The organism is Pseudomonas sp. H3_E04, assembly GCF_054668915.1.
Genome location: NZ_CP162797.1, coordinates 2,515,749 through 2,537,480, shown reverse-complemented (window position 1 = coordinate 2,537,480; position 21,732 = coordinate 2,515,749). Strand labels below are relative to the sequence as shown.

General features: G+C 60.0%; 17 protein-coding genes. 6 read left to right on the top strand and 11 right to left on the bottom strand.

Annotation, left to right across the window (positions count from 1 at the left end):
- Nucleotides 1-216: 216 nt before the first annotated feature.
- Nucleotides 217-1,428, bottom strand: coding sequence for a pyridoxal phosphate-dependent aminotransferase (locus AB4N53_RS11310; RefSeq protein ID WP_016770856.1), 1,212 nt, complete (start codon nt 1,426-1,428; stop codon nt 217-219).
- Between the two features lie 224 nt (nt 1,429-1,652).
- On the opposite strand from AB4N53_RS11310, the gene msrB reads away from it, so the two are divergent.
- From msrB to AB4N53_RS11295, 3 genes are all read left to right on the top strand, one after another.
- A complete protein-coding gene (msrB, locus tag AB4N53_RS11305) occupies nt 1,653-2,048 on the top strand; it encodes a peptide-methionine (R)-S-oxide reductase MsrB (RefSeq protein WP_460120537.1) in 396 nt (131 codons plus the stop codon).
- Between the two features lie 105 nt (nt 2,049-2,153).
- Nucleotides 2,154-2,639, top strand: a complete 486-nt coding sequence (locus AB4N53_RS11300; protein ID WP_460120535.1) for a glutathione peroxidase — start codon at nt 2,154-2,156, stop codon at nt 2,637-2,639.
- Nucleotides 2,636-3,094: a MarR family winged helix-turn-helix transcriptional regulator gene (locus AB4N53_RS11295; protein WP_460120533.1), complete on the top strand. Its 459-nt coding sequence runs from the start codon at nt 2,636-2,638 to the stop codon at nt 3,092-3,094. Before AB4N53_RS11300 ends, AB4N53_RS11295 begins: the two co-directional genes overlap by 4 nt.
- Here the strand turns inward: AB4N53_RS11295 and AB4N53_RS11290 are convergent.
- Nucleotides 3,078-5,399: a hybrid sensor histidine kinase/response regulator gene (locus tag AB4N53_RS11290; protein ID WP_460120531.1), complete on the bottom strand. Its 2,322-nt coding sequence runs from the start codon at nt 5,397-5,399 to the stop codon at nt 3,078-3,080. The genes AB4N53_RS11295 and AB4N53_RS11290 overlap by 17 nt on opposite strands.
- 165 nt (nt 5,400-5,564) lie before the next feature.
- On the opposite strand from AB4N53_RS11290, the gene AB4N53_RS11285 reads away from it, so the two are divergent.
- On the top strand, nt 5,565-6,455 hold the full coding sequence (locus tag AB4N53_RS11285) for an ATP-binding protein (RefSeq protein ID WP_041478431.1): 891 nt from the start codon (nt 5,565-5,567) through the stop codon (nt 6,453-6,455).
- Nucleotides 6,452-6,934 (top strand): GAF domain-containing protein, encoded by a 483-nt coding sequence (locus tag AB4N53_RS11280; RefSeq protein WP_039759879.1) that lies wholly within the window; start codon nt 6,452-6,454, stop codon nt 6,932-6,934. Before AB4N53_RS11285 ends, AB4N53_RS11280 begins: the two co-directional genes overlap by 4 nt.
- Here AB4N53_RS11280 and AB4N53_RS11275 read toward each other — a convergent pair whose 3' ends face one another.
- The 8 genes from AB4N53_RS11275 to AB4N53_RS11240 form a co-directional block, all read right to left on the bottom strand.
- A complete protein-coding gene (locus AB4N53_RS11275) occupies nt 6,935-9,880 on the bottom strand; it encodes an HD domain-containing phosphohydrolase (protein WP_460120529.1) in 2,946 nt (981 codons plus the stop codon).
- A gap of 49 nt (nt 9,881-9,929) precedes the next feature.
- The gene (locus AB4N53_RS11270) at nt 9,930-13,571 is read right to left on the bottom strand and encodes a transporter substrate-binding domain-containing protein (protein ID WP_460120527.1); all 3,642 of its coding nucleotides are present in this window, start codon (nt 13,569-13,571) and stop codon (nt 9,930-9,932) included.
- An 8-nt stretch (nt 13,572-13,579) separates the two neighbouring features.
- Nucleotides 13,580-14,206: a response regulator gene (locus AB4N53_RS11265; RefSeq protein WP_460120525.1), complete on the bottom strand. Its 627-nt coding sequence runs from the start codon at nt 14,204-14,206 to the stop codon at nt 13,580-13,582.
- Between the two features lie 393 nt (nt 14,207-14,599).
- Nucleotides 14,600-15,928, bottom strand: coding sequence for a deoxyguanosinetriphosphate triphosphohydrolase (locus AB4N53_RS11260; RefSeq protein ID WP_150742504.1), 1,329 nt, complete (start codon nt 15,926-15,928; stop codon nt 14,600-14,602).
- 69 nt (nt 15,929-15,997) lie between these two features.
- Nucleotides 15,998-17,161, bottom strand: a complete 1,164-nt coding sequence (locus AB4N53_RS11255) for an EAL domain-containing protein (protein WP_460120523.1) — start codon at nt 17,159-17,161, stop codon at nt 15,998-16,000.
- Between the two features lie 120 nt (nt 17,162-17,281).
- The gene (locus AB4N53_RS11250; RefSeq protein WP_016770844.1) at nt 17,282-17,620 is read right to left on the bottom strand and encodes a hypothetical protein; all 339 of its coding nucleotides are present in this window, start codon (nt 17,618-17,620) and stop codon (nt 17,282-17,284) included.
- On the bottom strand, nt 17,617-18,003 hold the full coding sequence (locus AB4N53_RS11245) for a phage holin family protein (protein ID WP_008079909.1): 387 nt from the start codon (nt 18,001-18,003) through the stop codon (nt 17,617-17,619). Before AB4N53_RS11245 ends, AB4N53_RS11250 begins: the two co-directional genes overlap by 4 nt.
- 2 nt (nt 18,004-18,005) lie before the next feature.
- On the bottom strand, nt 18,006-18,320 hold the full coding sequence (locus AB4N53_RS11240) for an ElaB/YgaM/YqjD family protein (protein WP_016770842.1): 315 nt from the start codon (nt 18,318-18,320) through the stop codon (nt 18,006-18,008).
- Between the two features lie 300 nt (nt 18,321-18,620).
- On the opposite strand from AB4N53_RS11240, the gene AB4N53_RS11235 reads away from it, so the two are divergent.
- Nucleotides 18,621-19,829, top strand: coding sequence for an ammonium transporter (locus AB4N53_RS11235; protein ID WP_460120521.1), 1,209 nt, complete (start codon nt 18,621-18,623; stop codon nt 19,827-19,829).
- Here AB4N53_RS11235 and AB4N53_RS11230 read toward each other — a convergent pair.
- Nucleotides 19,826-21,538: a cation:proton antiporter gene (locus AB4N53_RS11230; RefSeq protein ID WP_460120519.1), complete on the bottom strand. Its 1,713-nt coding sequence runs from the start codon at nt 21,536-21,538 to the stop codon at nt 19,826-19,828. The genes AB4N53_RS11235 and AB4N53_RS11230 overlap by 4 nt on opposite strands.
- Nucleotides 21,539-21,732: the final 194 nt, after the last annotated feature.

Here is a 21,732-nt window from a genome sequence, read left to right as displayed (position 1 = left end):
TCAAACTGTGTCCTACAGCAGTTTCCTGAGGGAAAAGAAAATTCCCACCCTCTATTCCGATACAGCCGACACACCCTTTCGCCCCGCGCGCATTAGGTCGGACAGGCCTTAACGGCTCGCATCGCAAGTGTAGAAGGGCTGCAAAGGTGCGGAACAAAGATGTGTTGCTGAATCAGACAGTGCGCAACGGGCAATCCGTTGCGCACTAGTGGCTTATTACTGGCGGTAGGACTTGAGGAAGTTACCGATACGGCCGATGGCCATTTCCAGATCATCGACGCGCGGCAGGGTGACCACACGGAAGTGGTCCGGCCACGGCCAGTTGAATGCCGTACCTTGCACTACCAGCAGCTTCTCGGAGAGCAGCAGATCAAGAACGAATTTCTCGTCGTTATGGATCGGGCACACCTTCGGGTCGATCTTCGGAAACGCGTACAGCGCGCCCATCGGCTTCACGCAGCTGACCCCGGGAATATCGTTGAGCAACTCCCAGGTGCGGTTGCGCTGTTCCAGCAGGCGACCCTGAGGCAGGACCAGATCGTTGATGCTCTGATAGCCACCCAGCGCGGTCTGGATCGCGTGCTGGCTCGGCACGTTGGCGCACAGGCGCATGTTGGCCAGCATGTCGATGCCTTCGATGTAGCTCTGCGCGTTGTGTTTCGGCCCGGAGATGGCGATCCAGCCGGAGCGGAAACCGGCCACGCGGTAGGATTTCGACAAGCCGTTGAAGGTCAGGCAAAGCAGGTCCGGCGCCAGCGAAGCGGTGCAGATGTGCACGGCATCGTCATACAGGATCTTGTCGTAGATCTCATCGGAGAACACCACCAGGTTGTGCGCACGGGCGATTTCCAGCATGCCCAGCAACACTTCCTTCGAGTACACCGCACCGGTCGGGTTGTTCGGGTTGATGATCACCATGGCCTTGGTGTTCGGGGTGATCTTGGCCTTGATGTCGGCCAGATCCGGGAACCAGTCGGCGCCTTCGTCGCACAGGTAGTGCACGGCGTTACCGCCGGCGAGGCTGACGGCAGCAGTCCACAGCGGATAATCCGGGGCTGGCACCAGCACTTCGTCGCCGTTGTTGAGCAACGCCTGCAGCGACATCACGATCAGCTCGGAAACACCGTTGCCCAGGTAGATGTCTTCGATGCCGACGCCTTCAACCTGCTTCTGCTGGTAGTACTGCATGACCGCCTTGCGCGCGCTGAACAGGCCTTTGGAATCGCTGTAGCCTTGCGCGGTGGGGAGGTTGCGGATCACGTCCTGAAGAATTTCGTCCGGCGCTTCGAAACCAAACGGCGCCGGGTTGCCAATGTTCAGCTTGAGGATGCGCTGGCCTTCCTCTTCCAGTCGTTTGGCGTGCTTGAGCACCGGGCCGCGAATGTCATAGCAGACGTTGGCGAGCTTGTTCGATTTGCTGAACTGCATGGCGATGTGATCCCGAAAATGAACGATCCAGGCGGCAAATGGACAACCGTACTGGGATTGCTGCGTCTTCGCACAGGCGGAGGTCTGGCGCTTTTGCGCTCAGAATCCGTTTGAATGCGCCCGGTCTGGCTGCCAGACTGGCGCGTGACGAGGCGCAATCATACGTGCCGCCCGATCCGTGGAAAAGGTACAGATCGGGCTTTTTCAGCTGCTGAGGTGTGATGATGGAAAAGTTGCAGAAAACCCTGGAAGAGTGGAAGGCCATGCTCGACCCCGAGCAGTACAACGTCTGCCGTCTGAGTGCCACCGAGCGCCCGTTCTCGGGCAAATACAACGACACCAAAACCGACGGTGTCTACCACTGCGTCTGCTGCAACGAGCCGCTGTTCGATTCCAACACCAAATTCGACTCTGGCTGCGGCTGGCCGAGCTTCTATGCGCCGATCGGCGAAAGCGCGATGACCGAAATTCGCGACACCAGCCACGGCATGATCCGCACTGAAGTGAAGTGCGCGCGCTGCGATGCGCATCTGGGGCACGTGTTCCCGGATGGCCCGCCGCCGACCGGGCTGCGTTATTGCATCAACTCGGTGTGCCTGGATCTCGAGCCCCGCGAGTAACGAACAAGGCGACAGGTTTTGTCGCCTTTGTTTTGGTTAATTGAATTGCACACAATTCAATTGCTCGTTATGTTTGCGACTTCCTGATGATTGCGGAGCCGACCCATGAGCGACAACCTGCTGAATATCCCTTGCACCACCATCCAGGGTGAGCAAAAAACTTTGGCTGACTACGCCGGCAAAGCCGTGTTGGTGGTCAACACGGCGAGCAAGTGTGGCTTCACTCCGCAATACAAAGGCCTCGAAGAACTCTGGCAGACCTACAAGGACCAAGGGCTGGTGGTGCTGGGCTTTCCTTGCAACCAGTTCGGCAAGCAGGAGCCGGGCAACGAGGGCGCCATCAGTGAGTTCTGCGAACTGAATTTCGGTGTCAGCTTCCCGCTGTTCAAGAAGATCGATGTCAATGGCGCCGATGCTCATCCGTTGTTCGTGCAATTGAAGAAGCGCGCTCCCGGCGTGCTCGGTTCGCAAGGCATCAAGTGGAACTTCACCAAGTTCCTGATCGGCAAGGACGGCCAGTTGGTCAAGCGTTTCGCGCCGACGACCAAGCCGCAGGACCTGAGCGGCGAGATCGAAGCACTGCTCAAATGAGCCAGCGGGGTGACTCGCTGAAGCTCGACAGCCAGTTGTGCTTCAAGCTGTACGCGGCCTCACGGGCGGTGACTCGCGCCTATAAGCCGATGCTCGATCAGTTGGGCCTGACCTACCCGCAGTATCTGGCGATGCTGGTGCTGTGGGAGTGGCAGGACGCTGCGCCGGAGCAACCGACGGTGAAAGCCCTGGGCGAGCGTCTGGCGCTGGACTCGGGCACGTTGACGCCGTTGCTCAAGCGTCTGGAGCAGATTGATCTGGTCCAGCGCAGGCGCTCGGCACGTGATGAACGCGAAGTGCATTTGAGCCTGACGCCTGCCGGAGCCGCATTGCGCGAGGAGGTCGGGCCGCTCAAGGTGCGCCTGCTGTGCGACAGCGGTGTGGATCTCGACCGGCTCAATGATTTACGCGCCGGCCTCGATCACTTGCTCGGGCAGATCAAAGCGCTGTCGTAGTCGGCATCCACTGATCGAGCAACGCCGCGAGTTCTTCGCGGCGAAACGGTTTGGCCAGATAGTCGCTCATGCCGGCCGCGCGGCAACGTTCGCGTTCCTCGGACATGGCATTGGCGGTCAGCGCGACAATCGGCAGATTCGGCCAGCGCCCGCTCTGGCGAATCTGCCGACTGGCTTCATAGCCATCCATCACCGGCATGTTGCAGTCCATCAGCACCAGATCGAAATCGGCAAACTCCAATTGATCCAGAGCCTCGGCACCATGGCCCGCCACCACCACGTCGCAGCCAAGCTTGCCGAGCATGCCTTTGGCGACCAACTGGTTGACGGGGTTGTCCTCGACCAGCAGCACCTTGCCACGACGCGCGGAAGGCGAGGCGTCCGCTTGCGATTCACTGAGGGTGTCGACATCCGGTTGCAGAATCCGCCGCAGATGCTGGTGCAGCGCATTGCGCGCCAGCGGCCGGGCTTGCTGTTGCAGTGGGGCGAGGGCGGCGGCTTCTTCGCTGGGCAGAAAACTGCCGTAAGCCGTCACCAGCAAGATCGGCGCAGTGATGCTCGGGCGCAAACCGAACAGGCATTCCGGGCAATCGGTGATCACCACGTCGGGATTGAGGCCCAGCCGCGAATCGTCGATGGTGCGTTGCATGTACTCCAGACCCCACACGGGCAAAAAGCTTTTCAGCAGCTCCGCCAGACCGCTGCTGGCAGCGGTGATCGCCAGAACCTTGCCGCGTAACGGCTCCGGTACCAGCGCGCGAGTGTGAGAGGGCAGTGGCAGCTCGGCACAGAATTGGCTGCCAAAACCGCTTTCCGAGCTGATGGTCAGGCGACCTTGCATCGCCTCGCAGAGGTTGTACGTCAGCGCCAGACCCAACCCGGTGCCGCCGTATTGCCGGGTGATACCAGCACCGGCCTGAGTGAACGGCTGGAAGATTTTCACCTGCGCTTCCTGGGCGATGCCGATGCCGGTGTCGCAGACTTCGATACGCACGCCGCCCTTGTGTGTCGACAAACGCACATCGACCCGACCGAAGCGGGTGAATTTCAGCGCATTGGACAACAGGTTGCTGACGATCTGCCGCACCCGGGTCGGGTCGCCCAGCACCAGCGCCGGGAAGTGCGGCTCGATCAGACAGGTCAGCTCGACGCTCGGCGCGGCGTTCTGCGAGAGCAGGTTGGCGGTGTCTTCGATCAGCGAACCGAGGTCGAAGGGGATGTTTTCCAGCTCCAGTTGCCCGGCGTCGAATTTCGACAGGTCGAGAATATCGTTGAGCAGTTCCACCAGCACCTTGCCCGAGTCGTGAGCGATCGACAGTTGCTGCTGCTGCTCAGCGTTGAGCGGGCCGTCCAGCGACAGGGCGATCATCCCAAGCAAGCCATTGAGTGGCGTGCGGATTTCATGGCTCATGTTGGCCAGAAATGCCGAACGCGCTTCGGCCATGTCCAGCGCGGTGCGGCGGGCGACTTCGAGTTCTTCGTTGGATTGGCTGAGGCGGGCATTGATTGCTTTCAGCTCGGCGGTGCGCGCCGAGACGATGTCTTCGAGTTGCGCGAGGTATTCGGTGAGACGGTTTTCCGCTGTGCGCCGTTGCTGGATTTCGGTGGCGATGTTCTCGAATTGCTGGTTGGCAACTTTGACCAGTACGCCGATTTCATCGTTGCCGTGGCCGGCCGGGCACTCGAGCGTGGTCGGCTCGGCACTACGTGGATCGCGGCCGCTGAGCTCGCGGATGACTCGCACCAGCGGCTTGGTCAGCATCACGTAGAACAGCGCCAGGAGAATCCCGGTCAGCAGCAGGCTACGGGCGAAACCGTTGAGCAGGGTGACTTCGGCGCGGCGCAGGAAGCGACTGCCAAAGGCATAGGTGTCGACTTCCAGTTTGAGCACGCCGAGGGATTCGTTGGGCAAGTGGTCGAGGTACAGTCGATCTTCGAAATGACGCTTGGCGCCGAACAGGAAATCGCTGATCAGCCGATAATTGCTTTGCAGTTCCGGGCGTTTGACATTGGCCAGCACGGTATCGTTGTTGTCGATCAGTTGCGCGGCGATGATCGCAGGCGAGCGGAGCAGGCCCAGGGTGAGTTCCTGCGCGAGTTCGGCGTCGATGTTATAGGCGATGCGCGAGGCCGGATTGTGGCTGATTTCCAGCAGCGCGAGGATTTCCCGGTTGATGGACGCGTCTTCGCTGGCATAATCGATGCCGATCTGCAGCAGACTGAGCAGGGTGCCCAGAATGAACCCGACCAGCACGGTAAGCCTGGCTTGCTTGTATGACAGCCGGTGGGTGAATTTGATATCCATGGGGTGTTGAACCACTTCCGTTTCCCTTCGCTGCTCAAGCATAGTCGATCATGTATGGATACCGAGGTTCCCGAATCGCCTTGTAACAAGGCTTGCTCGGGCAATTCTATCTGCGCAGGTTCGCTGGATCGTCATCATCACTGTGAAAGTGCCCGAGGAGAAGACGTGGATTCCCGATTGAATGCTTTTCTTGAACGCGCCGAGTCGGTTCTGGCGCGAATCGAACCACTGTTGCCGGCACCGCGCCCTGTCATTGACTGGAACACTTGCCTGGCCGCGCGCTGGCAGCGTGACGGGCGCAGCGGTTATCTGCTGCCGCTGGAAGTCAGCCTCGACATGCGCCTGTCGGACCTGATCGGCGTCGACCGTCAGCTGGAGCAGTTGGGGCGCAACACACAACAATTTCTCGATGGCATGCCGGCCAACCACGCCTTGCTCTGGGGCTCGCGCGGTACCGGCAAGTCCTCGCTGGTGCGTGCGTTGCTTGCCGAACACGCTGGCGCGGGCCTGCGTCTGATCGAGATCGAACGCGATCACTTGGCTGACCTGCCACGCGTGGTCGAGCAAGTCGCCAAATTGCCGCAACGTTTCGTGTTGTTCTGCGATGACCTGTCGTTCGAGTCCGGCGAAGGCGACTATCGCGTGCTGAAAAGCGTGCTCGACGGTTCGCTCGAGCAGGCCCCCGACAACGTCTTGCTGTACGCCACTTCCAACCGCCGCCACCTGGTGCCGGAAAAGGAAAGCGACAACGAAAACTGGAAGCGCGTCGACGGCGAACTGCACCCGAGCGAAGCGGTGGAAGACAAGATCGCCCTGTCTGACCGTTTCGGTCTGTGGCTGTCGTTCTACCCGTTTACCCAGGAACATTTTCTCAACGTCGTCGAGCACTGGATCGGCCAGTTGGCCGCCAAGGCCGGCCTGAGCTGGCAGCGCGACGAAGCACTGGACATTCTCGCCGTGCGCTGGGCCACCGGCCGCGGTAATCGCAACGGACGTTGCGCGTATCAATTCGCCCGCTACTGGGTGGGACTGAAATTGCTGGAGCACAAGGCATGATTGATTTGCAACACAGCGGCCAGGGCCTCGAAGGCTACGGTATGTTGGCCGCGCAACTGGAATCGCTACTGGCGGACGAGCGCGATTTCATCGCCAATGCCGCGCAGTTTTCCGCGTTCCTGTTCAACCAGCTCGATGATCTGAACTGGGCCGGTTTCTACCTCAATCGCAACGAAGAACTGGTGCTCGGCCCGTTTCAGGGCCAGATCGCTTGCGTGCGCATCCCGTTCGGGCGCGGTGTTTGCGGCGCGGCGGCTGCCAGCCTGCAAACCCAGCGCGTCGAGGATGTACACGCGTTCCCTGGCCACATCGCCTGCGACAGCGCGTCCAACAGCGAACTGGTGGTGCCGTTGGTCAAGGACGGTCGCCTGATCGGCGTGCTCGACCTCGACAGCCCGAAGCTGGCGCGTTTCGGCGCCGAAGATCAGGCCGGCATCGAGCAGTTGGCAGCGATTTTCCTGCGCCTGACCGACTGCTGATCAACCGCTGAGGCCAGCCTTGTGCATCAGGCTGGCCGTGTCCACGCTGTCGATTTGCGCGGGATCGAGAAACCGCGTTGCGTACTGCATGTACACCCCCTCGTTGATGAACAGGCCAAACAGTGGTGCATCGATGTGCGCTTCACGGCACATGGTCGCCATGATCCCCAGCGCCTCGCTTAACGACTTGGCTTTCTTGTAAGGGCGATCGGCAGCAGTCAGCGCTTCGAAAATATCGGCAATCGCCATCATCCTCGCCGGCAGGCTCATCTCCTCGCGTTTCAGCCGTTTCGGATACCCGGTGCCGTCCATTTTTTCGTGATGGCCGCCGGCGATCTCGGCAATGCTGTCGAGGTGGCCGGGGAAGGGCAGGTGGCTGAGCATCATGATCGTCTGCACCATGTGATGGTTGATGATGTAGCGCTCTTCACGGGTCAGCGTGCCACGGGCGATCTTCAGGTTGTACAACTCGCCGCGGTTGTATTTGTACGCGGGCACATCGAGTTTGAAGCCCCAGGGGTTGTCTTCCGGAATCAGCTCGTTCTGGTTGCGTTCGATCAGGTGCTCGGGTTTGTCGGCCAGCAGCCTTTCGCTGACGGGTAACGCAGGCGCCGGCGTTTTTGCCTGACGGCCGTTTTCTTCCCAGGACACACCGAGGCGATCGTCGAGTGTGCGCATCCAGGTGCGCTTGGAAAGCCGGTCAAGGCGTTGCAGATCGGCCTCGGCCATGGCCTCGCCACCGAGATTGCAGCGGGCGACAAAGGCAAAATCTTCATCCAGCGTCAGCAACTCATGGTCGCGCGAGCGGGCCAGCGCCGCTTCGTCTGCGCCGCTCGCCAGCGTCTGCCAGTAATTGATCCATACGTCACGCTTGAGCACTTCGAAGCGGGTGCGGATTTCGTGGATGCGGTCGTTGATGGTCTCGAGTTTGGTGGCTTTGTCGACCACGTATTCCGGCGTCGTGACCTTGCCGCAATCGTGCAGCCATGCGGCGATGTGCAGCGCCTCCCAGTCATCTTCACTGGGCTGATAGGCGCTGAACGCCGGTTCCTGGCTGGCGGCGGCAGCCTGGGCGAGCATCAATGTCAGTTCCGGCACTCGCTGGCAATGGCCGCCGGTATATGGGCTTTTGGCGTCGATTGCGCTGGCGAGCAGTTGGATGAACGCGTCGAGCAGTTGTTTCTGCCGAGCTTGCAGGCGCTGACTTTCAATGCTGACCGCCGCCGCGCCCGAGACTGCTTGCAAAAAGGCGATGCGGTCAGGCCGCAGCTTTTCCAGGTCGCTCGGCGCGCCGCTGTCATTGACCAGCAGAATTAGCAGGCCGATGGTTTCGTCGTGCTGGTTGTGCAGGCGGATACCGATCAGATGAATGCGCGGTGATTCCATGGCCAACAGGATTTTCTGCAAGTCGCCCGCCTGATCGAAGCCCAGGTGGCTGACCACATTGTTGGCGCTGACCAGTTGTTCGAACCAGGCCGGCCCAGTGTTCCTGTGCAGGTCACGCCCCTGAATATTGAACGCCTCCAGTGCCTGGGGCACGCCGTTGATGATCAGACCATAAGGTTCCATGCGCGCACCGTCAGCTTCGCGCAGGTAGATCAGACCGGCCTGCGCCTGGGCGATCTGCACGGTTTCGAACAGCACGCGCTCGAGCAGCGGGGCAAATCGCGTTTCAGCGCACAGACTGTCGGTGATCCGGAAGAAGCTCCCCAGGGTTTCCTTCATCCGCGCCATCGACAAGCTCAATTGATCGACTTCCAGTACGAGGGAGCGTCGCGCCAGCGGAAAATTGAAGTCGAAGCTGCGGATCGCATCGGCTTCCTTGACCAGTGCGTGCAGCGGCTTGACCAGAATCCGCGAAATCACCCAGCCCAATGGCAGGCAGAGCAAGAGGATGGTCAGGGTAATCAGTGCTGCTTGCCAGCGCATGCGGAATGCATCCACCAGTAATTCGTCTTCCGGCACCAGCAGCGCCAATTGCAGACCTTTCGGCCCGCCTTCCTGAATGCTCGTGCGCGCAACAATCCATTGTCGACTGTTGACCTGCAGACGCTTGTCGTTGTTCTCAGTGCTCAGCAGCGCGCTCAGCTCCGGGCTGAGATCGGCCGCTCTGGCGAGCCGCGCGGTGCGGTCATCGACGATCAGGCGACTGCTGTCGGGATAAGCCACGGCATTGCCATCGGCATCGTACAAGGCGATTTCGGTCGACGCGGTGACCCGATGTTTGTTCAACGTCGTCGACAACGCGGCCAGCGTCAGGTCGGCACCGATCACGGCATGCTCACCGGCGCGTCGGGCCAGGGTGGTACCGACGTTATGGGTGGAGAAGAATACGTAAGGCTCGGTGGTGATCTGCCCGGCCTGTTGCAGGGCCTCGCTGAACCAGTTTCGGCTGCGCGGATCGTACGCTTCATCTGGATGCTCGCGCCGGCTGATCAACGACAGAGCCTGATCAAAGAACAGTGATTGCGAGCGTACGGCGCCTTGCGGGTCGTGCTCGATGCTCCAGACCTGGTATGCCGCCGCGTCCGGCGCCTGCAACTGTGCTTTGATCGCCGCAGAGCGCAGTGCCCGCACCATGAAGAAGTCGCCACTGGCATAACCCAGATACAGCGACGCCAGTGCCGGGTTGTCGCTGAGTGACTGGCTGAAGGGCTTGAGCAAAGACAGGCGTTGCTCGAGATTGCCAGTATGGGTGGCCGGGGTGTCTGCCAGCAGGCTCAGCAGGTTGCGGATCGGCTGATAAGTCGCCTGCAAGTCGTTGCGTACGTCCTGTTCGATGCGATCAAACAGTTTCTCGCTGCTCGACAGAATGATCTGCGTGGTCTGGTGGTAATTGAACAGGCCCAGCACCACGCCCGTGAGCAACAAGAGAAAGGTGAACATGACGCTGATGTGCACGTGCAGCGGCAACCGGCGTTGCTCGGGGCGCAGTGGGCTGTGCATTGCAGGCTCTCCATGAATGTTTAACTCACTGCTCAGCGCCAAAGCATAGTTAAGACTCGCTCAATGTGCCTTGGTCGGCCAGGGACAATTGATTCTGCAGGGCCTGTTCCAGTTCGAGCATTGCCTGACTGGTTGCCGCCCAGCGGCGGGCTATCTCCTGCGATGCGAAGGCTTGCTGGCAAGCTTCCTCGAGGGCGTCGCAACATTCGATCAACCGTGCGGCCTGGGCGATGCGTGCCGCGCCCTTGATCTTGTGCGCAACCACGGCCAATGCTTCGCGATCATCTTCGGGCGACAGAGTGAGCAGTTCCTCGCGGTCGAGACGGCTGCTTTTAAGCAGTTCCGCGAGCATGCGACGCGTCTGCGCCGGGTTGCCGCCGGTCAGCACGCTCAGACTTTGCAGGTCGAATACCGGCGCGGGGGAGTTCGGTGTGATTTCATCGATCCACTGCCCGAGCAGGGTCAGGCTCAAGGGTTTGAACAGGCAATCGTTCATGCCGGCAAGTTTGCAGCGCTGGATTTCTTCAGGCTGGGCATTGGCGGTGAAGCCCAGCACGGTGCACGGCGGCCGGCGGTTGTGCAGTTCCAGTTGGCGTATCGCGCGGGTCATCTCATAGCCGTTCATCAAAGGCATGTTGCAGTCGACGATCACCAGATCGAAATGCCCTGACTTCCATAGTTCGAGGCCGCTGCAGCCGTCCTCGGCGAGGCTGAAGCGATGACCGAGAAATTCCAGTTGCTGGCACATCAGCAGGCGATTGGCGGGATGATCGTCGACGACCAGTACGTGTAATGGTGTTGTCGCGGTCTTGATCAACGGTTCGCCTTGCTGCGCTTTGATCTTCGCCGGCAGGCTGTCCAGTGGCAGCGACACGCAGACTTGAGTGCCGATGCCGGGCTGGCTGCTCAACTGCAGCTGCCCGCCCATCATTTCGCACAGGTTACGACTGATGACCAGTCCAAGCCCCGCGCCGTTTTTGGCTTGCCGGCTGCCGTTTTCCGCCTGTGCGAAAGGTTCGAACAAACGCTGTTGGTCCTCGGCACTGATACCGGTACCGCTGTCCTGCACGGTCAACTGCATCAAGGTGCGTCCGGGGGCGTCCGACGTGAGCATTTCCAGGGTAATCCGCACATGCCCGTGTTCGGTGAATTTGATGGCATTGCTGACCAGATTGGACAGCACTTGTTTGAAGCGCAGTGGGTCCAGGTGCACATCTATGGCCGGATCCCGAGGGTTGAAGACAGTTTGCAAGGCGAGATTCTTCTGTCGGGCAAGACCGTCGAAGATGCGCGCAACGGAATTCACCGTGTCTACCAGATTGATCCATTCCGGACACAGGCCAAGGCGCCCGGATTCGATGCGCGCTATGTCGAGAATGTCGCCGATCAACCCCAAGAGGTCCTTGGCCGAATGGTAGGCGGTGTCGATCGACGCGCGATCAGGATGGTGCGGATCGATACGTCTTAGGGTCAGTTCGAGCATCCCGATCACGGCATTCATCGGCGTACGTATTTCATGGCTCATGGTCGCCAGAAATGTACTCTTGGCCCGATTCGCCTCGTCCGCCCGCTCCTTGGCCGCGCGCAGCTCATCGAACAATTGGCGGCGTTCGCTGATGTCGATCCAGCCGCCGATGATGCCTTGGACCGCGCCGCTGGAGTCGCGATAGGGAAGAATCCAGTGATAGATGGTCAGGCGCCGGTTGCCGATATGCAGCGGCCGGTCAAGTATCAACGGAGTGCCTTCGGCGATGACTCTCTGGTAATCGGCATGGAATGCCTGGGCTTCGAAGGCATTGCTCAGCGTGCCCTGCATGACACCTTTGCCAATGATGTCCTCGCGCCGGGCATTGAACGCTTCGAGATAACTGTCGTTGCAACTTTGCAGAAGACCCTGCCGGTCACGGACATAGATCGGATGCGGTGTGCCATTGACCAGCGAGCGCATGAATTCCAGTTGGTCGCTCAATGCACGTTCGGCGGCCTGGCGCTGTTTGATCTGATGACGCATGTAGGCATTCCAGGTCAACAGCAATAGCAGTACCAGGGCAGCGGCGGCGACCACTTGATAGAACAGGCGCTGGTAGTTTTGCCAGATGTTCTGCGAGGCAGTGGAATACCCGCGCCAGCGACCGTTGATAACGCCGAGTTCTTCGGGGGCGATGCTCAATAGTGCCTTGTTGATGATCGAGGCCAGTTCAGTATTGTCCCGGGCGGTCGCCAGCGAGAAAGCGGCCTGGTCGGTGCCGATCGTGGTGGTGATCTGCAACGGCCGATCAAAGATGCGCGAAGAGATGAAGTAGTTGGCAATCACCAGCGAATTCACCGCACCCTCGACATGGTTTTCGGCAAGCATCGACACGGCACTGAACGTGTCGGGCGTTTCGATCAGTTCGATGCCCGGAAAATTCTCGTGCAGATAAGCAACCAGAGGATTGCCTTGAGCGATCGCCAGTCGCTTGCCTTTGAGTTGGGCCAGATTGGTCGGACTGTCGGCGCTTTTGCGGGTCAGCAGTACGTAGGAATTTTCCAGATACGGGCGACTGAAACTCAGGTTTTTTTCACGTTCGGCGCTGGGCAGCAGGGCGGCAATCAGATCGGCCTTGTGGTTGTCGATCTGCCTGATCATTTCTGCATCGTTGCGGCTGCGCTGAATTTCGAAACGCAGGCCCGTACGCAAGCGGATCAGCTCGAGCAGGTCGGCACTGATGCCACGGAAATTGCCGGCGCTGTCGAAGAAGGTCAGTGGTGCGTAAGCTTCATTGACCACCACGCTGACGACGGGATGCTGCTTGAGCCAGTTCTCCTCACGATCGGTCAGCTGGAGTTTACTGTCGGTGAGCAGCAGGTCGCTGCCGGCGCTCCAGCGTTTGGCGATGTCATCGCGCTGGCTGCGCGGGATCGCTGCAAGCACTGTGTCGATAATGCCCAATAACTGTGGATTGCCGCGCCGCACTGCGAAGCTGAAGCCATGGGCTTCCTGCTTGCCGAAGTTGGCCATGCGCACATTGTTGAGATAGCCCTTGTTGATCATGTAATGGGTGGAGAGGGTGTCGCCGAGAAACACATCGGCCTGATCGAAGGCCACCGCGTTGATTGCGTTCTGATAGGACGGATAGCAGGTGATCAGCGCCTTGGGATAGATCGCTCTGATCTCGGGCAGCGGCAGGTAGTGATAGACCATGCTCAGGCGCAGGCCCGCCAGACCTTCGGTCAAAGAGCGGGTTTCGTCCTCGCGCGTCACCAGCACCGGCTGATCGACTGCATAGGGAATGGAGAGCGCCAGGTTGGCGTTACCGGCTTCGTATCCATTGGCTGTGCCGAGCAAGTCGACCTGGCCATTGATCAATGCGCTGATTGCGGCGTCGCGTGAGGCAAAGCGTTGCACCCGAACCGGCAAACCGGTGGCCTTGCCGATAATCCCGGCGTAGTCGGCGGTCAGTCCCTCGTACTCCGTACCGCTGACGGTCATGTCGAACGGCGGATAGTCAGGTGCAGAAGTTCCCAGAATCAATTCTTTGCGTGTCTGCAGCCACTGCCGTTGGACCGGCTGCAAGGCAACCGGAATGGCTGCGGTCGCCCGGCTGAGCAAGGCGTAGTCCGCTGATTCGCCCGGCATGGCAGACGCGTTGGCGCTCAGGCACAGACCTGCGCTCAAGGCGATTAGATAGTCCTTCAAACGGCTGGGCATGCGGGGTCTCACACGAGTGCGTTGCGTTTGGCCATTTCGATAAGTTCTACAAGGGACCTGGCCTTGAGTTTTTGCATCAGGCGCTTTTTGTAGGTGCTTACGGTCTTGTTGCTCAGAAACATGCCCTTGGCGATTTCCTTGTTGGTACGTCCCTGGGCAAATAACTGCAACACCATTAATTCGCGATCGTTGACGGCTTTGAATAACTCCAGCTCGGTGTACCTGATATCGTCACTGCGAACCGGATTGAGCGCCTGGCTGGGGAAATAGTTGTAACCGGAAAGTACCGCTTTAATTGCGCTGACCAGTTCGCTCAAGTCTTCCTGTTTACAGACATAGCCCGATGCTCCCGATTGCATGCAACGGATACCGAACAGCGTAGGACACTGTGCGGTCAGAATAAGGATCTTGAAATTCGATCCCATACTATTGAAACGCGCCAGTACTTCCAGGCCGTCCAGCTTGGGGATACTGATATCGAGAATGACCAGGTCGGGCATGCATTCACGGACCATTTGCATGGCATCAACTCCGTTATCCGTCTCACCGACGACCTTGTAGCCTTCATGTTCCAGCAACATTCGCACGGCGAGACGGATGACCGGGTGATCGTCCACAATAAAAACGGAGTTCATAAATAGAGTCCCATGCAAGCATGAATAAAGCGCGCACCTTAGCTCAGTTGAATGAACACTCGCATGGACTGCCGGGGGCTCCACTACGCTATCGGATTAATCCTACGCATAATGAAGAATCGGACTACGTTGAAATTAGGTTTGACGTAAGGAAGTGCGCGGTCGTTGCTGGCTATTAGCGGAATCTGGTTCCTTGGCTAATATCGATCTCCATTATTTGCATGTGTTTAAAGTTGTGTTTAACCCACGCTGTCTGTTTTATCTGATTACTTGACGATAGCCCGACTGCATCCAGCGAGAGAAAGCACAATCCACTTGAGGTTTGTTCAGTCGGGCCGCAGAACGTCACCGTATTTGGCCGGCCCGATCAGCAGCAGGCCAGATACGGCGCGATCAGTGACTTGAACGCCCGGTCATTTCCAGTGCCATGTCACTGGCGTAACTGTCGGTCATGCCGGCGATGAAATCGATCATGCGCAGAAACGAGCTGTGCAGCGAGCCCTGCGGATCCGGCGCATTGTTGCCGAGCAGATCGAGGATGCGCCGACTCTTGAACGACGGCGTGCGGCCGTTGTGTTGTTCCAGTGCAGCGCCGCAGAACGAATTGAGCAGAATCTCCAGCGTGGTATAGGCGCCGATCTCATGCAGCGTCTTGCGTTTGTCCTGGAAGATCTTCTTGCGCGCGATGTCCTTGGCATTCAAGACGCAACGCTTCGCCGGCCCGTGCATGTGTTCGACCAGGTCGCCGTGCAGCGTGCCCGCGAGCAGGGCGTCCTGCTGTTCGACAAATGCCCGCGCTGCCGCGTTGGTCAGGTGCTCGATGGCTTTGCCGCGCAGGATCGCCAGTTTGCGCCGCCGAGAATCCTGCGGGCCGAGCTGGCGATAGGTCTCCGGCAAGTCATCACCGACCAGACCGAGCAGCAGCGATTCGACTTCGGCGTATTCGAGCAGCTCCATTTCCAGGCCGTCTTCGAGATCGATCAACGCGTAGCAGATGTCATCGGCGGCCTCCATCAGATACACCAGTGGATGGCGTGCCCAGCGCTGATCTTCGAGCTGCGGCAGGCCTAGCTTGTGGGCGATCTGTTCGAGCAACGGCAGTTCGCTCTGGTAACAACCGAATTTATGTTTCTTGTAGCCAAGAGAGTCAGCGTGGCGCGCGGTCCACGGGTACTTCAGATAGGTGCCCAGGGTTGCGTAGGTCAGGCGCGTGCCGCCATCGAACTGGTGATATTCCAGCTGCGTCAGCACCCGAAAGCCCTGAGCATTGCCTTCGAAATTGAGGAAGTCACCACGCTCGGCGTCGCTCATGCCGTCTAGCCAGCCGCGTCCGGCGGCCTGTTGAAACCAGTGGCGAATGGCGTCTTCGCCGGAATGGCCGAATGGCGGGTTGCCGATGTCATGCGCCAGGCAGGCCGATTGCACGACCATGCCGAGGTCGGCCGGGTCGCACCAGTCTGGCAGCGCGCTGCGCAAGGTTTCACCGACACGCATGCCCAGCGAGCGGCCGACGCAGCTGACTTCCAGCGAGTGGGTCAGGCGGGTGTGAATGTGATCGTTGCTGGTGACCGGATGCACTTGAGTCTTGCGCCCGAGGCGGCGGAAGGCGCCGGAGAAAATGATGCGGTCATGGTCTTTGTGAAAGGGGCTGCGGCCGAGTTCTTGCGGGCTGTGCAGCGGCTTGCCGAGGCGTTCGCGGTTGAGCAGGGTAGGCCAATCCAAGGCTGATTCTCTCCGTCTGGTGACTGATCGCCCTAGCTTCCCGGTTCGGCCCGGCGCCTGCAAGCAGAACTACAGGCCTGCCGCATCGATATCGATCAACAACAGCCGTTCACCGTTATCGAAGAACTGTCCGGCAGTCAGGCAATACTGGTTGCTGGTGGCATCGCGATAGGTGTTGGACAGGGTCAGGCGGCGTTCTTCCCAGCCTTCGGCCAGCAGATGATAGAAGTACGGTCGCCACGACCAGTTGTGCCCCAGATAGCGATCATCGGCGAACCAGCCGTCATGGCGCCATTCCAGGTTGGGCGTCAGCTGCGTGCCGTGCCGATCGCACTGATAAAAGCGCAGCAGCCAGGGAAACGCCTGCAATTGTGGCAACGCACTGAGCGGTGCGCGGGCCTGCGCCCATTGCTGCAGGATCGCCATCAACTCGCTGAGCTGCTGACGCATTTGCATCAGCCGCCCGCGCTCGCTGAGTTTCTGTTTCACGTAGCGTTGCCGCAATTGCGCGAAATGCGCGACGAAGGCATCCGTAGCGAAGAACTCTTCCTGCGCCCGGGCGAAAAGAAATCCCTGTACATAGCGTGAGCCGCATTCCAGCGCGAAATTCAGCTGCGCCTCGGTTTCGACGCCTTCAGCGATGATCCAGCAGCCGGTTTTTTCGGCCATCTGCGCAAGTGCTTTGACCACGTCACTGCTCGGGCCGCCGAGGGCCGCTGCCTGAAACAGACGCATGTCGAGCTTGAGAATGTCCGGTTGCAGGGCCAGCACCCGATCCAGCTGCGAATAGCCGGCGCCGAAATCATCGATGGCGATTCTTGCTCCAGCCTCGCGGTAGCGCCCGACCACGTGGGCCAGGCGTTCACTGTTACCACCCAGTTCGGTGATCTCGAAAACGATGCGCTGCGGATCAACCTCGTGTCGCGCCAATTGCTTGAGACTTGGCAGCGCTTGGTCGCTGCGCAGGCGGCTGATCCAGCGTGGCGACATGTTCAGGCTGAGAAACCAGTCCGCTGGGGCTTCATGCAGACGACTGAGGGCGTGGTCACGGATCTGTCGATCGAGACGGCGCAAGGCGGTGGCCGGGGTCCGTGGGTCGGCGAACAATGGCCCGACCGATGTCAGTTGACCATCGCTCTGGCGCAAGCGACCGAGTGCTTCGACACCAGCAATGCGGCCGGTGGCGGTATCTATGAAAGGCTGAAAACAGGCGAGCGGTTGCCCGTCGATCACGGCAAGTCCTTAATCTTGTTTTTGGTTTGGCCGCGTTTGCCGGATAGGCACGCGGGATTGAATCTCCCGATAAGGAGATTCATCCCGGCGCTATTGCAAGAATGTAGCCAGATGGGCGCTTCAGCGTTTGCCCGAGCTGTGCATGACCAGCCTGATCAGCGGTCCAAGCGTCGTGCCCAGCCGCAGCAGTCGCGTCAAACCGCCACCACTGCTGCGTTTCGAGCCTTTGCCAGTGAGGAAACCCAGCAGCGTTACCGCCGCCACGCCCCACAACGGCGCGTGCTTGATGCCGAAACCGTCCTGCACGTTCTGCTTCATGCCGCGCATGCGCTGCAACGGTTGCAGCACTTGCGCGGTTTCGTGACGGATTTCCTGACGGTGCATTTCCATGCGCAGGCGGATCAGAGCCTTGCGCATTTCCCGACGCGAGCTGTTGTGTGGAAGTTCAGGCAGGCTCATGGCAACAGGCGCTCCCGGTCGTTGGCCAGCTCTTCGAGCGTGCCGTGGAAAGGCGAGGACTCATCGAAAATCGCCGCTTTGAGGCGCAGGCCACAGAAGATCGACGCCAGCGTATAAAACACGCACAGGCCGATGATCGCTGCCAGGCGGTAAGTGTCCCAGAAGATGATCATCACCAGCGTCGACAGGCCTACGAGCAACAGCAAGGCAAACACCAGCGCCAGGCCGGCGAACAGCAACAGGCTGACGGTGCGTGATTTCTGCTCCTGCAATTCGATGCCGAACAACTCGACATGGCTGTGCAGCAGGCCCAGAACGGCAGCGCCGAGGCGACGCGTGGAGGAGGCAGTGCCCGCAGTCGGGCCGGATTCACCGATCGACATGATCAGCGCCGAGTGGCCAGCAGGCCGATCAGAAAGCCGACGCCGGCAGCGATGCCCACCGACTGCCATGGGTTGGCCGACACATAATCTTCAGTGGCGGTGACCGCCGCCTGACCGCGTTCGCGCAGCGTGTCTTCAGTCACTTTCAGGGTTTCCCGGGCGCGCAGCAGGCTGTCATGAATCTGTGCTCGCAGCTCATCGGCCTGATCACCAGCGAGGGTCTTGGTGTGCTCGAGCAAGCGCTCGGTATCGGCGACCAGAGTCTGGAAGTCGTTCATCAGGATTTCTTGAGCAGTCTTTGCCTTGATGCTGGCCATTGGTGGATCTCCGTAGGTGGCTTTGAAGCGTTCGAGTATGAGCCTTGCGCGAAGGTTCAGTGCAAATGCCTGGTACAACTTTTGCTGTGTCGTGGTGCGTCGCCCGGGATGTGTGCGCTGTTGCCGGGCGTCCCAGCAGAAAAACTCTAATTCATTTGCCCGTGGTTTGTGACCGGACATCGATCTATGCGCCAAACCAGTTCATCAACCCTGCCGTTGCATGACTGGTGAGTCTTGATTTGGTGCATGAAATGCCCGCATGAACCGCTTTGGTGCCTTCAGCCTTGGGTCTGCCTCCTCATGGAAAATCTGCAAAGCGCTGTGGATACACTGGTTCACAGCTCCAATACATTGTTCATCCTGATCGGTGCGGTGATGGTTCTGGCGATGCACGCCGGTTTCGCCTTTCTGGAAGTCGGCACGGTCCGGCAGAAGAACCAGGTCAATGCACTGGCGAAAATCCTCAGCGACTTCGCCGTCTCGACCCTGGCCTATTTCTTTATAGGCTATTGGATCTCTTATGGCGTCACCTTCATGCAACCGGCGGCGGTGCTCACGGCTGACCATGGCTATGGATTGGTGAAGTTTTTCTTTCTGCTGACCTTCGCTGCCGCCATCCCGGCGATCATTTCCGGCGGCATTGCCGAACGCGCGCGTTTCGTCCCGCAGTTGTGCGCGACGGCGCTGATCGTGGCGTTTATCTATCCGTTTTTCGAAGGGCTGATCTGGAACGGCAACTTCGGCTTGCAAGGCTGGCTGACGGCGCAGTTTGGCGCGGCATTCCATGATTTCGCCGGCTCGGTGGTGGTGCATGCCATGGGCGGTTGGCTGGCGTTGGCCGCAGTGCTGTTGCTCGGCCCGCGCAACGGGCGCTATCGCGATGGACGTCTGGTCGCGTTTGCGCCGTCGAGCATTCCGTTTCTGGCACTGGGCTCGTGGATCCTGATTGTCGGCTGGTTCGGCTTCAACGTGATGAGCGCGCAGACGCTGCAAGGTGTCAGTGGCCTGGTCGCGGTCAACTCGCTGATGGCCATGGTTGGCGGTACCGTCGCGGCGTTGATCGTCGGGCGCAATGACCCGGGCTTTCTGCACAACGGCCCGCTGGCCGGTCTGGTGGCGATCTGCGCGGGATCCGATCTGATGCATCCGGTCGGTGCGCTGGTGACAGGGGCAATTGCCGGGGCCTTGTTCGTTTGGTGCTTTACCGCTGCGCAAGTCAAATGGCGCATCGACGATGTGCTGGGTGTCTGGCCGTTGCATGGCTTGTGTGGCGTATGGGGCGGGATTGCCTGCGGCATCTTCGGCCAGACCGCGCTGGGTGGCCTGGGCGGCGTCAGCCTGATCAGCCAGTTGATCGGCACTGCGCTCGGCGTTGTGGTGGCGCTGGTTGGCGGCTTCGTCGTCTACGGCGCGATCAAGGCATTGCATGGGCTGCGCCTGAGTCAGGAACAAGAGTATTACGGCGCCGACCTGTCGCTGCACAAGATCGGCGCGGTGAGTCAGGACTAGATTTCCTCATCATTGGCTCCGGGATAGAAACCGTGGAGCAGGCGATAGCGATCGATGCGCACTTGGTCGACCTTTTCCTGCACTTTGTGCGCGGGCAAGCCGAGCATGATCAGCGCGTGTGAAGCGAGCATCAGGCTCGACTCCAGAAGCTCCGGCACCACCTCGGTGGCGCCGGCGGCTCGCAACTCGGCCGATTGGCTGTCATCACGGGTGCGCACCAGAATCGGCACTTGTTGATTGAGCCGGCGGGCTTCACGAAGAATGCGCAACGCCACATCGCTTTGATCCACGGCAATCACCAATAGCCTGGCGCGCAACAGGCCTACGGCAGTCAGCAGCTCGCCGCGCGCCGAGTCGCCGTAATGCACGTCGCTTTCCCCGGACGCGGCTTCCTGCACCCGCACCGGGTCGTTGTCCAGCGCGACATAGGCTTGGCCAGCGTTGCCCATGAAACGACCGATGGACTGGCCGACGCGACCGTAGCCGCAGATCACCACATGCTGATCGAGGTCGGCGTTGAGCGCGCTGATCTGCTCGATCTGCGCCTCCTGATTAGGCTTGCGATGCAGCACGGCGGCAATGCGCGGCGCCGCGCGCAAAAGCAGTGGCGTGAGCAGCATCGAACAGAACGTCGCCGCGAGCAGCAGGGCGCCCGGTTCGGCCGGCAACAGGCTGTTCTGCTGCATCTGCGCCATCAGCGCAAAGCAGAATTCGCCGCCCTGCGCCAACGCCAGACCGCTGCGCCATGCGGTTTCGCTGTCACTGCCGCGCCATTTCACCAGCAGCGCCACGACGATGCCTTTGATCAGCATCAGGCCGAGGGTCAGGGCGACGATCAAAAGGCTGTGGCTGACGAACAATTGCAGGTCGATCAGCATGCCGATGCTGACGAAGAACACCCCAAGCAGGATGTCGCGGAACGGCCGGATGTCGGCCTCGATCTGGTGCCTGTAGTGGCTTTCCCCGAGCAGCATACCGGCGAGAAAAGCGCCGAGGGCAGGCGACAGGCCCAACAGGTGTGTGAGCCAGGCAGTCAGCAGCACGATCACCAGCGCCAGCAGGACGAACAGCTCGGGCGAGCGCGAGGCCGCCACTTCGTGAAACAGTCGTGGCAGCAACCAGCGGCTGGCAAGCAGCAGGCCGAAGAACAGCAGCACGGTTTTCCCCAGCGTCAACGGCAAGGCCCAGTACCAGGCCTGCTCGCTGGTGCCGGCGAACACGGGGACCAGCGTCAGCAGCAACACCGCGACCACGTCCTGAAACAGCAGTACGCCGACCGCATTCTGGCCGTGGCTGCTGAACACCTCACCGAGACTGCCCAGCTCCTTGGTTACAATCGCCGTGGATGACAACGATAAACCGGCACCGAGCAACAGTGCCGGCATCAGCGGCATGCCCAGCGCGATCAACAGTGTGCCGAGCAACGCTGTGCTGAGCAGCACTTGCTGACTGCCGAGGCGAAACACCACCTGACGCAGCGCAATCATCTTTGACAGGGAAAATTCCAGGCCCAGCGAGAACAGCAGAAACACCACGCCCAGTTCGGCGACATCCGGCAGATGTTCGCTCTCGTTGACCCAGTCGAAAGCGTTCGGCCCGACCAGCAATCCCACGCACAGGTAACCCAGCACCGGCGGTAGTCGCAGGCGCCGGAACAGGGCAATCACCACCAGGGATGAGGCGAGGATGATCAACAGATTTGCAAACACGGGACACTCCGCTGTCAGGGCGTTGGCCTCTGAAGCGTAGAGGCAAAAAGTCAGCGAGGATGGCGCAATTGCAATCTGCGCCGAATGATTTGCGTCAGGATTTTGCGCCGGGAGCGCTGGGCCCTTTGGGCGGCGCTGGGTCGACGAGGGTTTGGTGGCGTCCTAGAATGGGCTCACTTGTTTTCCGGTAATGC